The sequence below is a fragment of the Salmonella sp. 741265073_HBA genome, assembly GCF_046569105.1.
Classification (GTDB): Bacteria; Pseudomonadota; Gammaproteobacteria; order Enterobacterales; family Enterobacteriaceae; genus Salmonella; species Salmonella enterica.
Genome location: NZ_JBKFRY010000002.1, coordinates 456,812 through 471,228, shown reverse-complemented (window position 1 = coordinate 471,228; position 14,417 = coordinate 456,812). Strand labels below are relative to the sequence as shown.

Here is a 14,417-nt window from a genome sequence, read left to right as displayed (position 1 = left end):
GCAATTAATAAGTACGAATCTTCGGCGGGAACGCCGGACGCAGTTTCGGCTCCATATTGACGCTTCGGCGCGTCATGGATTCCGTTTGCGGCTGATACAGGGTATGACACAACCAGTTGGCATCATCACGCTCCGGGAAATCGAAGCGGCTATGCGCGCCGCGGCTTTCCGTCCGGAAGTTGGCTGATACGGCAGTGGCGTAGGCAGTTTCCATCAGGTTATCCAGCTCCAGACACTCAACACGCTGGGTATTAAACTCGCTGGACGTGTCATCCAGACGGGCGTTTTTCAGACGCTCGCGGATCACTTTCAACTGCTCAAGCCCTTTCGCCATCGCGTCGCCTTCACGGAATACGGAGAAGTTATGCTGCATACACTCCTGCAACGCTTTGCGGATAGCCACCGGATCTTCGCCATTGCGGTTATTGTTCCAGCGATTCAGGCGCTCCAGAGAACCTTCAACGTCAGACTCGCTGGCGTCGCGCAACACGCCCTGCTCGGCGATGGATTCCTGTAAATGCAGCCCCGCCGCGCGGCCAAAGACCACCAGATCCAGCAGTGAGTTACCGCCCAGACGGTTGGCGCCGTGAACCGATACACAGGCGATTTCGCCTACCGCAAACAGCCCCGGAATGACCACGTCTTCGCCCTGCTCGTTCACGGTCAGCGCCTGACCGGTCACTTTAGTCGGAATACCGCCCATCATGTAGTGGCAGGTCGGGATAACCGGAATCGGCTCTTTCACCGGATCGACGTGAGCGAAAGTGCGGGACAGCTCCAGGATACCCGGCAGGCGAGATTCCAGCACCTCTTTACCCAGGTGATCCAGTTTCAGTTTAGCGTGCGGCCCCCACGGGCCGTCGCAGCCGCGGCCTTCACGGATTTCGATCATGATGGAACGCGCCACCACGTCACGACCCGCCAGGTCTTTGGCGTTCGGCGCATAACGCTCCATAAAGCGCTCGCCGTGTTTGTTCAACAGGTAACCGCCTTCGCCGCGGCAGCCTTCTGTCACCAGCACACCCGCCCCGGCGATGCCGGTCGGGTGGAACTGCCACATTTCCATGTCCTGCACCGGGACACCGGCACGCAGCGCCATACCGACACCATCACCAGTATTGATATGAGCGTTGGTGGTGGACTGGTAGATACGGCCTGCGCCGCCGGTCGCCAGCACCGTCGCGCGGGCTTTGAAGTACACCACTTCACCGGTTTCGATGCACAGTGCGGTACACCCCACCACCGCGCCATCCTGGTTTTTCACCAGATCCAGCGCATACCATTCGGAGAAAATCGTGGTGTGGTTTTTCAAATTCTGTTGATACAGCGTGTGCAGCAAGGCGTGACCGGTACGGTCAGCCGCCGCCGCGGTACGTGCCGCCTGCTCGCCGCCAAAGTTTTTCGACTGGCCGCCGAACGGGCGCTGATAGATACGTCCATCATCAAGACGGGAGAACGGTAGCCCCATGTGCTCCAGTTCCAGAATCGCTTCCGGTCCGGTCTTACACATATATTCGATGGCATCCTGGTCACCAATGTAGTCCGACCCTTTTACGGTATCGTACATGTGCCATTCCCAGTTATCTTCATGGGTATTACCGAGCGCCACGGTGATACCGCCCTGCGCGGAAACGGTATGGGAACGGGTCGGGAAGACTTTCGAGAGCAGCGCACAGGTTTGGCCGCTCTGGGAAATTTGCAGCGCCGCGCGCATACCTGCGCCACCGGCACCAATCACAACAGCATCAAATTCTCTGACTGGCAGTTTCATTACACACCCCACACCACAACAAATCCATAGATGACGTAAACCACCAGCGCAACAACAATAACGAGTTGCAGTATCAGACGCACTGCCAGTGGTTTAACGTAGTCGGTTAACACCTGCCACATGCCGATCCAGGCATGAATCAAGATGGAAAAAAGCGCCAGCAGGGTGAAGACTTTGGTGAAGGCCGATGAGAAGAAACCGGTCCAGGCTTCATAGGTCAGTTCGCCGCTCGTGGCGAAAAAACCCACCATGTAGATGATGTATAACGTCAGAACGATAGCGGTAGCACGGACCAGGATGAAGTCATGTACGCCATTGCGTCCTAATGCGGAGGCGTTGCTTACCATACGAGGACTCCTGCGAGAAGTGAAAGCACGACAGTGATAACAAAAGAGATTTTGGCAGAGCGTTGACCCGCTTCGAATGTTTCTTCCAGATAGCCAAAATCCATTAACATGTGACGAATTCCCACGATGACGTGATACGCCAGCGCGGTAAGGATGCCCCACATGATAAATTTAACGATGAAGCCGTCCATAATATCGGCGGCCTGCTGGAATCCTTCCAGAGAAGAGAGGCTGGTGCCCAGTAGCCATAGTAGTATGCCGACGGCGATGAAAGTAATCACACCGGATACGCGATGGAGAATGGACGCTATCGCTGTGATGGGGAACCGAATCGTTTGTAGATCCAGATTGACAGGTCTTTGTTTTTTCACATTTCTTATCATGAATAACGCCCACATGCTGTTCTTATTATTCCCTTAAGACTTCGGTTACAGAGGTGAATCTACCTGTAGCCAGAAAGACGACGGGATTTCCTTCCTCCGGTCTGCGTGCGGGTCAGACAGCGTCCTTTCTATAACTGCGCGTCATGTAAAACACTGCTTCCAGTAGCTAAAACGACACGTTACAACGCTGGGTGGCTCGGGATTGCAGGGTATTCCGGAGACCTGGCGGCAGTATAGGACGTTCACAAAATCATTACAATTAACCTACATATAGTTTGTCAGGTTTTATCCTGAACAGTGACACAGGTCACGATAACAACATTTTTTTAATTTTCAATCATCTGATTTGACAAACATTAAACAAAATTGTTACAAACAACACCAGAAAAAGCATATAATGCGTAAAAGTTATGGGGTCACTCTTTCACCTGTTAATAAGTTATGCAACAGTACAATGATATTGACCCATTCTTTCAGGACAGTTATTAGTGATAGACAGGTTACATTACTCGGATTGCTACGTTCCTGATTTGCTGCTAATTCGAAATTAATCAATCCGTTACCTGCAAGCGCCCATTGCTCTGTACCCAGGTCATCCCCTCTTTCACAGAGCGGCGAGCCAAATAACAAACTGGTAACGGTTGATTGATGCATACACAGAATCTTCCCTGCACTAACGACAGGGAAGGTGACGTGGAGAAGGCAAGTCTGAGTTCCGGCAGTCTTAAGCAATAAGGCGCTAAGGAGACCGTAAATGGCTGATACAAAGGCAAAAATCACCCTTACTGGTGACGCTGCTATTGAACTGGATGTGCTAAAAGGTACACTCGGTCAAGATGTTATTGATATTCGTAGTCTCGGTTCAAAAGGAGTTTTTACTTTTGACCCTGGTTTCACCTCTACCGCATCCTGCGAATCTAAAATCACCTTCATCGACGGCGACGAAGGCATTTTGTTGCATCGCGGTTTCCCGATTGACCAGCTTGCTACCGATTCCAACTATCTGGAAGTCTGTTACATCCTGCTGTACGGCGAAAAACCGACGCAGGAAGAGTATGACGAGTTCAGAACGACAGTCACCCGCCATACGATGATCCATGAGCAAATCACTCGCCTGTTCCATGCTTTCCGTCGCGACTCACATCCGATGGCGGTAATGTGCGGGATCACTGGCGCGCTGGCGGCGTTCTACCACGACTCGCTGGATGTGAACAATCCGCGCCACCGTGAAATCGCGGCGTTCCGCCTGCTGTCCAAAATGCCGACCATGGCGGCGATGTGTTACAAATATTCCATCGGTCAGCCGTTTGTTTATCCGCGCAACGACCTTTCCTACGCCGGTAACTTCCTGAACATGATGTTCTCCACGCCGTGTGAAACCTATGAAGTGAATCCGGTACTGGAGCGCGCGATGGATCGTATTCTGATCCTGCACGCTGACCATGAGCAGAACGCCTCTACGTCAACGGTACGTACCGCAGGTTCAAGCGGCGCCAACCCGTTCGCCTGCATTGCCGCCGGGATCGCCTCCCTGTGGGGACCCGCGCACGGCGGCGCCAACGAAGCCGCGCTGAAAATGCTGGAAGAAATCAGCTCTGTTAAACACATTCCGGAATTTGTTCGCCGTGCGAAAGACAAGAATGATTCTTTCCGCCTGATGGGCTTCGGTCACCGTGTTTACAAAAACTACGATCCGCGCGCCACCGTGATGCGTGAAACCTGCCACGAAGTGCTGAAAGAGCTGGGCACCAAAGATGATCTGCTGGAAGTGGCGATGGAGCTTGAGCACATTGCGCTCAACGACCCGTACTTCATCGAGAAGAAACTGTACCCGAACGTAGACTTCTACTCCGGCATCATTCTGAAAGCGATGGGCATTCCGTCCTCCATGTTCACCGTGATCTTCGCCATGGCGCGTACCGTTGGCTGGATTGCACACTGGAATGAAATGCACACTGACGGCATGAAAATCGCCCGTCCTCGTCAGCTGTATACCGGCTACGATAAACGCGATTTTAAATCGGCGCTGAAGCGTTAATTGACAACCGGATGGCGACGCAACCCTCGCCATCCGGTACATTTTCCCTTTTTCTTATCCTCATTATTTTATTCTTATCCCGTTACTCTCTATGATTAATTAAGGTTTCGCTAAATATCATTCAGGGAGCATGGAATGCCGATTCTGCAGTGGTTTTTGTTGTTCCTGTTATCGCTGCTCATTTCCCTTATTTTTCTCTATCTGCACCTTCCGGCGGCAATGCTGCTCGGTCCAATGATTGCGGGTATCGTGTTGAGTTTGCGAGGTAGTACGCTACAACTTCCGCGCGGTATTTTTCTCGCCGCGCAGGCGATTCTCGGCTGTATGATCGCCCAAAATCTAACCGGTTCGATATTGACCACCCTCGCCCTCTACTGGCCGGTCGTGCTTTTAGTGTTGCTGGTAACGCTGCTTTCCAGCGCGATAGTCGGCTGGCTGCTGGTACGTTACAGCTCGCTGCCCGGCAACACCGGCGCATGGGGGGCTTCGCCGGGCGGCGCGGCGGCAATGGTAGCGATGGCGCAAGATTACGGGGCGGATATCCGCCTGGTGGCGTTTATGCAGTATCTACGGGTACTGTTTGTGGCTGGCGCGGCGGTGCTGGTGACACGCCTGATACTCGGCGACAGCGCGGCAGCGGTCAGCCAACAGGTGGTCTGGTTTCCGCCGCTTAGCGGTAATGTATTGACGACGCTGCTATTAGCGATCGTGGCGGGCATTGCCGGTCGCCTGATGCGTATCCCTTCCGGCACGATGCTGCTCCCCATGTTGGCGGGCGCGCTTCTCCATTCGCAAGGCATCATTGAGATTGAAATACCCGAATGGCTGCTGGCCGTGGCGTATATGGCGATAGGCTGGCGTATTGGGCTGGGTTTTGACAGACAGGTGTTTTTTATGGCGCTGCGGCCATTGCCGCAAATCTTATTGTCAATTTTCGCGCTGATGGCGATTTGCGCCGCGATGGCGTGGGGAATGGCTTACTACATGCAGATTGATTTTATGACGGCTTATCTCGCCACCAGTCCCGGTGGTCTGGATACGGTTGCCGCGATCGCGGCAGGAAGCAGTGCCGATATGGCGCTCATCATGGCAATGCAAACCCTACGGCTGTTCAGCATTCTGTTAACTGGGCCAGCAGTGGCCCGTTTTATATCAACCTATGCGCCCAAACAACCTTTGTAGGACTGATAAGCGTCGCGCCATCAGACAATAGCCGCTCGCCGATGGCGGTTCCGGCTATTTCTGGCAATGCGGGCACCAGTAAAACGGGCGTGAGGACAGTGTTGTCTTTTCAATAATGCCGCCACACCGCTCGCACGCTTCGCCGTCACGGTGGAAAACCTTAAAGCGAAACAGTGCGCCATGATGCTTGTTTTCATCCGCCTGACCGCGAGTCGTGTAGGACAGGCGCGGAATATCCAACAGCGTGTGAGAAAGCGCATTCAGTTGCGCCTCGTTGAGATCTTTCGCTTTATGCTGTCCGGTTAACCCTACCTGCCAGAGGATTTCAACGCGCAGATAATTCCCCAATCCCGCCAGAAAGGCCTGATCCAGCAACAGCCCGGAAAATTGTCGGTTGCGAAAACGCGGCGACAGCAATCGAGCTTTAACCTCTTCCGGAGTGAGACGCACGTCCAGCACATCCGGGCCGACTCGCTGTAAAAAAGGGTGCGTCGTGAGCTGGTCTGCTGTCAGCATTTCGATATCAGACGCGCTATAAAGCAGAATAGTTTTATCCGCCGTTTGTAGCCTGACGCGCAATATACGCGTGGTCTGCGGTATTTCACCAGTATCGATCACCCGCCATACGCCATAGAGTTGGTTGTGGCTGTAGAGCGTCAGGCCATTTGAAAAGTGGGTCAATAACGCTTTTCCCCGCGTCTCTATCCGGGTAACAAGTTGACCGGTAAGCTGCGATTCATACGGTTTTAACTGTGCAAAGGCAAACCAGACATCGGTTAAGGGTTTGCCTTTGATTGCCGCCTCCAGATTATCCGCCGCACGACGAATTTCCGGGCCTTCAGGCATGATAATATCCTTTGTTAACAGTTGATTAATGGACTACACCGCCTCTGACTATCTGGAATGCACATCGAACGCCATAATGAACATCCACAGCGGATGGACAAACAGGCGGTGGTATCCAGTGATAATAACATTATCGCAGCACGAGACCACTTCCCCGTCAGGGTTAACGTGATCGCGCCAGGGCATAATCGACTCAGCCCTTGTCGGGCAAGCGCCCAATAATGATTGTCTGCCTACCGGAATTAAATGACGCTTAGTTATATTTTGCCCAAAATTTTTTTCTGTTGATCCTTTTAAAGCCTTCTTTCCAATAACTGGCATTCAACTCTTTGATATAATTTTCTCCGGGAAAAAGTTTATCCTTTAAAGGCAGTTTTTTGGCTAGCACGATTCTTTCTGCGTTAGATCCCGCGGACTCTGAATGTGTGAGGGAAGATAAGGCATCCAGTTGAGCGCTTGAGGGTCTGGCTATCAATTCAAAAAAAGGTTCTGACAATACAACACTACTAAGTGCTGCATAATTTCCTTTTTGTATGAGCGGTTTGATGTACTCAAAAAAAGAAATAATCCCTGATTGCAATCTTGCCGCTTTTTTTAAATACTCAATTTCAGAACCACTGCTATCTTCACGTACAGGAATTATTCCATTATCCGTTTTTTTATAGCCAATTGTTGACCCAGTATTATCAGCCATAGCGAACTCCATTATTTCCACCCCTCCTGATAAGAAAAGATCACACTTATCGTGGGGATGGCCATAGTTGGCTAGCCAACCAAACATCTTATTATAAATAGATCGGTTATCATTGGCGCCAGCAAAAGTTGCCAAATAAAACCCATGTATTTGTTTTTCTGCCCATTGCGCACCTAAAGAACGAGCAAATACTGATTGAATATTACCCATCCATCCTACATCGATAAGTGCTATATTTTTATAACCTTCACAGGCCGTTTTAAAGTAATCAGCGTAAACTTCCCTGTGCTGAGTATTTTTTAATAAAACATATGGAAATAATTTATTTATAAGCCAGTGAACCTTATGTTCCTCTCCTGAAACAGGAATATACTCCTCGTCAGGAAATCCAACATGATGTATATCTGAAATATGCTCACTCGCATCTAACCCCGCGATAGCAAGTATCTTTTTAATACTTTTCTTATTCTTACCACCAAAAAGATGCCAAATCCTGTGCATCGGCCAATCAGTCATCCCCACCATATAAGCTGATGCGCGGGATATATATAAATATTCACATTTTACATGTTCTTCTGAAAAATATTCATTATAAATTTTATAGATTAAGTGAGCATCGCGTGCTAAAAAAAGCGCTTTATCAATTTTATGAATCTTTAACTGATTCGCTAACCAGGATACATAACCTAATAATAACGGACCAAATACTTTAAATCCTATCTCATTTAAAGGATCATTTTGATGGAAAGCAGAAACTTGTTTAAGTAATAAAGTCTTACAAATAGATTCACCAATAATATCTTTAGTTTTCCAATGATTAGATACCCCATGATTATACTCTGACCAATCAGCATGGAGAGTATTTATGCCGAGTTTTTTAGCATTCAGAATATCAGCATGAACATTGTCGCCAACATGCATCCATGATGCAATATCTACATTTTCATTTTTCTTGACTATTGAAAATAATTTACCACTATTTTTAGAGTACCGCTCTTCGCCAGATGAATAAACTGGAATGTTACTGATATCATAGCCACATGATGTTAACAACTCCTTTAATATTGCTGATGGAAGGTACATATCACTAATTAAAATGACTTTGCAACCATCACTAATAGCCTTTTCAAACAAACAGCTTCCACGCGCATTTTTATATAAAACAATCTTCTCCATTTGTATTTCCAGATCGATTATCTTTTTTACTGTCGCTGGTGAAAGCTGCGGATGCTTTTTTAAAATTTCATCGTATATTTCAGATATGAGTATTTCCGGCTCGCCGCCAAAACGCCTGACCCTATTCTCTCTGGCACTTACTTCCGCCTGAACTCTTATCTCTGGGAAATTATCAATAATACCAATCTCGTACGCTGATATAAAAAAGTTCTCAGTTGCTAAAGTTGATTGCATTAATGAAAACAAATCTCTGGGACGATAAATCCTCCGGCTAACCAATGTATCAAAGATATCAAAGCTTACGGTCTTGTATTTTTTAAAGTTCATATCCATATTTTATTTAATCTTATTTTCAATATAAGAAATTTTATGAAAAAGACTATTGTTAGCAATATTTGAAAGTAACACATTGAGCAATGATGAGTCATCAATACTTCTCATCATTTTATTTTCTGCAATTTTGCATTCTATATCAAATAACTCATTGTTAATTACGGTATAATTGCCAAATTCAAAGTCATCATTTTCTCTGAAATGATAAAATGCCAGTGCTTCAGGTAAGATCCAAACATCATTTTCTGCCAGGTAATGAATAAAAAAAGGCCAGAAAAATGCAGGAGAGGATAATTTATGACTTTCAATCACATCGATAACAGAATTTTTATCGAATAAACACGAGGAAAGTGGAATAGAATTCCTGTAATAAATAACATCAAAACTAACAGGGCCAGCATTTAAATAGTGGTTCCATGGTTGCGTTGAATTTATAATTATTCTATTATTTTCCGCAATCTCAGCAACTTTATTTGTATGGCATGCTATTGCATTTACAGATGAATACGTTGACTGTATATTCGCCAAAACACTGAGTAGCCTTGACACATATTCAGGGGCCCAGGAATCGTCATCATCCATAAAGCATAAATAATTAGATTCAGACATCTTAATAGCATTAAAGATACAGTTTTCGTCGTAGATAACACTATATATATTTGACAGTTCTTTCAGATAAAAATCATCCACATTGTGACATTTCAATTCTTCCTCCATGCAGAAAATGATGATATTTATTTTTTTGAACGTCTGGTCATTAATGGATTGCAAGGCCCGCATTAATAGACGAGTACGCCCAGGTTTATGTCGGACAATAACTAAAAGACTCTTTTCCATATTCTGATTTCGCGTTTTACGGTATATATAAAAATTAACACCCTATGAATGAATGCTGACATTGGGTAAGGATTATAATATTTTATTAGACTGACACCAGATAAGGTGTAGCAACAGAACCATACCTAAGATTATCATAGTCATATAATTAAAAAATCGGTATAATTCTCATCAACACCACTTACATCATGTTTAATATTTATCTTCAGATTTTTTATTGAATTTTTTATACCAAAAGAGCTTTGAGGTAAGATAGGGCAAACTATTTTTCATCTCTTTTTTTGCAGATTTAAACCGATAAAAATTTTTGACTGCCGTAAACAAACCATTAATAATAACTTTAAAAAACTCCATTTTTGAGTGGGTAAGTTTTAATAATTTGCCATTTTCTATATTTAAATGATAGATAGTAATTCTCCGGAATGAAAACTTAGTAGGGTGATAATGACGATAATCAACCACGATTGGTTTTTTAATTAAAAAGAAAGCTGGAATTAAGTGTCCATTAAGGGTTATGCATCTAAAAAATTTGTAGATAGCTTTTTCTTTACCAGAACATGGGTAATCAACACAACCATTAACAATATCAATACCTTCTACATTGAATTTTTCATTATGAGTTATTGCATTAATTCTTTTTCTTATCTCCAGAAGATCTACATTATCTTCCCAAAACTTCCGCCCAGAAAGACAATCGTTATATGACATAATCATTGCTCTGGCAAGTTCATAGCGGCATGAAAAACTCGCAAGAAAGACTTCCCGCACAAAGAAAACACTTAACAGTAGTGCAGCAAACTTTCTTTTACTAATTAATGCAGGTACAGCAACAGTCCTGAAGTTCAAATAGCTATTTAGAACCGATATTTTTCTTTCAAAATCCATTTGCCAAGAAGCCACACCATTAAGTGTGACAATATTATGTTTTTTATGCATATATCCAAATAGCAGGTCATCTCCACGAACAAAGAAAGGAAATGAGTAATATTCAATAGCGTTAATATTAAAGGCAAAAAACCACCATCCACCGTAGCCTATTTTTCTTTCATTATCAAAATTATCTAAAGAATCTATTTCCCGAGCATCCAGATAATGTTTATCCGGGTAATGTAAAAAATCTCTATGCCATATGGCACCAGATTCATGTATGATTGCCGGGTTATCCTCAAAAAGCATACAGCCAGTAACAACTGTATTTTTGTCTTTAGCCATCAGTAAAAAAGCATGAGTTCGACAAATCGATTCAATTTCACATGAGCCGTCGTCATCCATAAATATGACATGTTTGACATCGTTGATTTTCCCTGCCTCTATCAAACCTCTCATAAACCCGCCTGACCCACCGAGGTTTTCATTATTGATAACCATAATGCCGTTTCCTGACGGGTGATTAATCGCCTCGCCATTATTAACGACAATCAATTTAAAACGATCTTTAAATTCGCTCTGGGTTAAGAGTGTTTTATTAATTCTATTGATTGTTTTAGTAACAGCTTCTTTTCTATTATAAGTTGTTATAACTAAAGCCATAGATGATTTACTAACATGATCTTTAGTCAGAAATTCAAATCCATTTAAAACAGAGTCTTCGTCTGATTGCCACTCCACATAGATATATCCAAAATTTATTTTTGATATATCAATTTCAATCTCATCACTAATATTACATGACGATTTAAAATCAATTTGCTTTAATACTCTAATGACACCATTCTCTTTATGCCTTACAGTTATAGTTCCGCGACCAATTATATTAACCCGCAAAAAAAGTGATGTTAAGGTTGTATATTTTTTCCATTTCTTAATTGAGAATGCATTAAAAAAAGTATCAAAATATGCAACCTTATGACGCGGAACAAGTAAGTTACGTGAGGTATAGTTATACTTCCCGCCCTGAGTTCTGAAATAAAGCTGCTCTTCCGTGCATAGATCAATGTTTGGTAAAATTACTTTTTGAAGTAAAAAATACATAACGAACCTATAAATTTATATTATCTGGGGTAACGCTATTATAAAATAGTAAATTACTCACCGCGTAGTGATATAAATACTGCAATAAGAATATTAAAATCCGCCTTTGCTAACTATCTCACCGTGCTCAAGCCTGATGAACTTATTACATACAGATTTAGCCAGTTCATCATCGTGAGTGGCCATTACCATAATGCCCGCTTTAGAGATAAAGCTATTTAATCTCATCTCTGCTTTTCTTTTAAAATCACTATCACCCACGCTCATCCATTCATCCATCAGTAAAATTTCAGGATTGATTGCAGTGGAAATAGAAAAACCAAGCCTCAGAACCATACCACTAGAATACGTTCTAACGGGGATTTTAATAAAATCACCTAACTCGCTGAACTCGATGACATCTTCTGTAATATTTTTTATTTCATTTTTTGACAGACCGAGAAATAGTCCCCTCAGTTTTATATTTTCCAGGCCTGTAAGCTCACCATCCATTCCCATCATGGGATCAATGAGGCTGGTGACTCGACCGATACATTCATACTTCCCTGAAGTTGGTTTATAGGCCCCTGCAAGTACTCTCAGAAGAGTGGTTTTGCCCGAACCATTGTGTCCAATAAGTGCAAGACGGTTACCTTCGGTAAGCGTAAAATCAATTTTTTTTAATGCCTCTACTTCAATAATCCCGGTATTCGATGAGCCAATTCGTCCACCTGAAGCAGCCTGTAGAAAAGTTTTTTTAAATGAACGGTGGCTGGAGTTAAATATAGGGAGTATTACGCCAACGTTTTTGCAAGAGATTTTCATTAATTATAACCAGTATACGATTCTTGAGCGATATTTAGTCAACACTAAGGTTGAGACCATCAACATAATAATAGAGGTTATTATTGTGTAAAACCATATAGTTACATCTGGTACAGTTCCCATTAATGGTTTCCTGAGCATCTCCATAAAGTAATAAAAAATATTATAATCAACAAATTCCTTTCTTCCCTTTGGTAATTGTTCCGATGTCCAAATGATGGGAGTTATAAAAAAACACAACGTTACCACACTTTGAACAACCGGTCCCATATCACGATATCTTGTGCAAAAAATGGCGAGAATCATACCTGTAGAAATTAATGAGATGGATGTTATTACAATTGCAGGTATAAAAAGGAGAATATCAAGATTTACCGATGTATTGGTAAAAAAAATCACGAAAGGTATAATGATAAAATTATGCAACATAATCATAAACTGCCGATAGAAAACACGTAATATATATAAATATAGCGGAAGGTCAGATTGTTTAATAATTGATGCGGACTCATTAAATATTCCGCATGACTCATTAATAGTTGCTGATAGAAAGGCCCAAAAGATCATACCTAAAGTAAGATGCATGATAAAATTTTCGGAACCTGAACTGAACAGCGAACCGTAAAGAGGTCCCATCGCTGATATGGTGACCCCCATCGAAATCGTTATCCAAAAAGGCCCTAACACCGAACGCCGGTATCGCCCCAGGACATCATTCCAACCTAGCGAAATCCAAAGTTGGTGCCTGGCCAGAGCTTCTTTCAAATCATTCATTGTTTCCGTGTCACCTTTACCTGAAGAACTTATTCTTTAACGATATGAAAATATAACTTATTTATTTTCTATATATTTACATACTATTTATCTAAACACTGACCTACTTCATAAGCACTTTATGGTGTTAGCAACCAATAGTGTCTTTATAAATTTGCAATGTCTTATTAATGACTAATATGCTGGAAAACAATTCCTTTACACGTTTTCTTCCATTCGCCCCCATCTCTAAGCGAATCTGTGGATTTTTTAACAAATACTCTAATTCTACCGCTAACTCCTGAGCTGAATTACTTTTTACGATCAACCCATTATAGTTATGAATAATTAAGCTATCACATCCGCCGGTATCATAAGCAATACATGCGCGTCCTACAGATGATGCCTCTAATAAAAGCCGTGGTACTCCTTCCGGATAAACAGATGGTAATGCAACGATATTCGATTTCTGAATAAGTTCATATACATTCGAAGAGCGTCCCAGCCAGTTAATTAGCCCTTCATGATGCCAGTGATGAATGAGTTCCAAAGGGATAGCATCTTTATCGTCCTCGGCCAATATACCTGCAACATTTAAAACAAAATGAATATTTTTTTGTCTGAGGATCTTTTTTGCTTCAATGAGATCGCCAAGACCTTTACTCCATAACATTCGGCTTGCAAAAAGGACTATCGGTATCTCATGTTTTTTCTCTATAGAGAATTTATAAATATCTGGGTTAATTCCAGCACCTTCGATAACGATGGTTTTATGATAATCAATACCTACTAAACGCGATATTTTTCGTCGATCTTTATCATGTTCAAAAATAAAAACGCCACGCTTATTACCGGCAATGTATTTGTAAACCAAAACGGTTAACGCACGTAATATTCTCATTGGCACGGTATTATATAAAAAGATTCGACCAAGTCCGACAAAGCTGATAACAACTGGACTATTACTTCTTCTGGCGCTAACTCCACCAATCAGGCAAGGTTTGAGCGTAATACAATGCAATAAGTCAGGATTAATCTCCTTAATAATTTTCCGAGCGTTAAGGAATGCTCTAAAAAAAACAAACATATTAAATGACTGAGCAACAAGAGACACATTGTGACAAATAAAACCAAGCGTTTTGAATTTTTTTATAATCTCTTCACCAATAAAATGACTTATGATATGAATTTCATAACCCGCATCCCTTGCCGCTATCGCACGTTCTGTCCAATGTAAATCAAAGTACCAGTCTGAATTTACAAAATAACATAACCTTTTCAT

Annotated in this window: 14 protein-coding genes; 2 read left to right on the top strand and 12 right to left on the bottom strand. The window is 43.3% G+C overall.

Features of this window, described 5'->3' with window-relative positions; genetic code table 11:
- Positions 1–4: 4 nt before the first annotated feature.
- The 4 genes from sdhA to ACLD3P_RS04785 form a co-directional block, all read right to left on the bottom strand.
- Positions 5–1,771 (bottom strand): succinate dehydrogenase flavoprotein subunit, encoded by a 1,767-nt coding sequence (sdhA, locus tag ACLD3P_RS04800; RefSeq protein ID WP_000775561.1) that lies wholly within the window; start codon positions 1,769–1,771, stop codon positions 5–7.
- Positions 1,771–2,118, bottom strand: coding sequence for a succinate dehydrogenase membrane anchor subunit (sdhD, locus tag ACLD3P_RS04795; protein ID WP_316970437.1), 348 nt, complete (start codon positions 2,116–2,118; stop codon positions 1,771–1,773). The genes sdhA and sdhD overlap by 1 nt, the downstream gene beginning before the upstream one ends.
- Positions 2,112–2,516, bottom strand: coding sequence for a succinate dehydrogenase cytochrome b556 subunit (sdhC, locus tag ACLD3P_RS04790; protein WP_172957602.1), 405 nt, complete (start codon positions 2,514–2,516; stop codon positions 2,112–2,114). The genes sdhD and sdhC overlap by 7 nt, the downstream gene beginning before the upstream one ends.
- 393 nt (positions 2,517–2,909) lie before the next feature.
- A complete protein-coding gene (locus ACLD3P_RS04785; RefSeq protein WP_001539488.1) occupies positions 2,910–3,155 on the bottom strand; it encodes a hypothetical protein in 246 nt (81 codons plus the stop codon).
- A gap of 100 nt (positions 3,156–3,255) precedes the next feature.
- Here ACLD3P_RS04785 and ACLD3P_RS04780 point away from each other — a divergent pair, with 100 nt between their 5' ends.
- A complete protein-coding gene (locus tag ACLD3P_RS04780; RefSeq protein WP_023203106.1) occupies positions 3,256–4,539 on the top strand; it encodes a citrate synthase in 1,284 nt (427 codons plus the stop codon).
- A 135-nt stretch (positions 4,540–4,674) separates the two neighbouring features.
- Complete coding sequence (locus tag ACLD3P_RS04775; protein WP_411006376.1) at positions 4,675–5,721, top strand: AbrB family transcriptional regulator; 1,047 nt, start codon at positions 4,675–4,677, stop codon at positions 5,719–5,721.
- A 54-nt stretch (positions 5,722–5,775) separates the two neighbouring features.
- Here ACLD3P_RS04775 and nei read toward each other — a convergent pair whose 3' ends face one another.
- The 8 genes from nei to ACLD3P_RS04735 form a co-directional block, all read right to left on the bottom strand.
- Positions 5,776–6,567: an endonuclease VIII gene (gene nei, locus ACLD3P_RS04770; RefSeq protein WP_172496798.1), complete on the bottom strand. Its 792-nt coding sequence runs from the start codon at positions 6,565–6,567 to the stop codon at positions 5,776–5,778.
- 48 nt (positions 6,568–6,615) lie between these two features.
- Positions 6,616–6,753, bottom strand: a complete 138-nt coding sequence (locus tag ACLD3P_RS04765) for a hypothetical protein (protein ID WP_001145917.1) — start codon at positions 6,751–6,753, stop codon at positions 6,616–6,618.
- Between the two features lie 67 nt (positions 6,754–6,820).
- Positions 6,821–8,716, bottom strand: a complete 1,896-nt coding sequence (locus ACLD3P_RS04760) for an HAD family hydrolase (RefSeq protein WP_131046297.1) — start codon at positions 8,714–8,716, stop codon at positions 6,821–6,823.
- A gap of 57 nt (positions 8,717–8,773) precedes the next feature.
- Complete coding sequence (locus ACLD3P_RS04755; protein WP_001800477.1) at positions 8,774–9,607, bottom strand: glycosyltransferase family A protein; 834 nt, start codon at positions 9,605–9,607, stop codon at positions 8,774–8,776.
- A gap of 192 nt (positions 9,608–9,799) precedes the next feature.
- Entirely contained in the window at positions 9,800–11,578 is a 1,779-nt protein-coding gene (locus ACLD3P_RS04750; protein WP_131046204.1) for a glycosyltransferase, read from the bottom strand.
- A 93-nt stretch (positions 11,579–11,671) separates the two neighbouring features.
- Positions 11,672–12,382 (bottom strand): ABC transporter ATP-binding protein, encoded by a 711-nt coding sequence (locus ACLD3P_RS04745; protein ID WP_000702849.1) that lies wholly within the window; start codon positions 12,380–12,382, stop codon positions 11,672–11,674.
- Positions 12,383–12,385: 3 nt separating this feature from the next.
- A complete protein-coding gene (locus ACLD3P_RS04740; protein ID WP_000998823.1) occupies positions 12,386–13,156 on the bottom strand; it encodes an ABC transporter permease in 771 nt (256 codons plus the stop codon).
- 127 nt (positions 13,157–13,283) lie between these two features.
- On the bottom strand, positions 13,284–14,417 hold the full coding sequence (locus tag ACLD3P_RS04735; protein ID WP_076726283.1) for a glycosyltransferase family 4 protein: 1,134 nt from the start codon (positions 14,415–14,417) through the stop codon (positions 13,284–13,286).

Bases quoted from the DNA above. Each gene is read 5' to 3' on its own strand.
- sdhA (WP_000775561.1), bottom strand. From the start codon at position 1,771: ATGAAACTGCCAGTCAGAGAATTTGATGCTGTTGTGATTGGTGCCGGT.
- sdhD (WP_316970437.1), bottom strand. From the start codon at position 2,118: ATGGTAAGCAACGCCTCCGCATTAGGACGCAATGGCGTACATGACTTC.
- sdhC (WP_172957602.1), bottom strand. From the start codon at position 2,516: ATGTGGGCGTTATTCATGATAAGAAATGTGAAAAAACAAAGACCTGTC.
- ACLD3P_RS04785 (WP_001539488.1), bottom strand. From the start codon at position 3,155: ATGCATCAATCAACCGTTACCAGTTTGTTATTTGGCTCGCCGCTCTGT.
- ACLD3P_RS04780 (WP_023203106.1), top strand. From the start codon at position 3,256: ATGGCTGATACAAAGGCAAAAATCACCCTTACTGGTGACGCTGCTATT.
- ACLD3P_RS04775 (WP_411006376.1), top strand. From the start codon at position 4,675: ATGCCGATTCTGCAGTGGTTTTTGTTGTTCCTGTTATCGCTGCTCATT.
- nei (WP_172496798.1), bottom strand. From the start codon at position 6,567: ATGCCTGAAGGCCCGGAAATTCGTCGTGCGGCGGATAATCTGGAGGCG.
- ACLD3P_RS04765 (WP_001145917.1), bottom strand. From the start codon at position 6,753: ATGCCCTGGCGCGATCACGTTAACCCTGACGGGGAAGTGGTCTCGTGC.
- ACLD3P_RS04755 (WP_001800477.1), bottom strand. From the start codon at position 9,607: ATGGAAAAGAGTCTTTTAGTTATTGTCCGACATAAACCTGGGCGTACT.
- ACLD3P_RS04750 (WP_131046204.1), bottom strand. From the start codon at position 11,578: ATGTATTTTTTACTTCAAAAAGTAATTTTACCAAACATTGATCTATGC.
- ACLD3P_RS04745 (WP_000702849.1), bottom strand. From the start codon at position 12,382: ATGAAAATCTCTTGCAAAAACGTTGGCGTAATACTCCCTATATTTAAC.
- ACLD3P_RS04740 (WP_000998823.1), bottom strand. From the start codon at position 13,156: ATGAATGATTTGAAAGAAGCTCTGGCCAGGCACCAACTTTGGATTTCG.
- ACLD3P_RS04735 (WP_076726283.1), bottom strand. From the start codon at position 14,417: ATGAAAAGGTTATGTTATTTTGTAAATTCAGACTGGTACTTTGATTTA.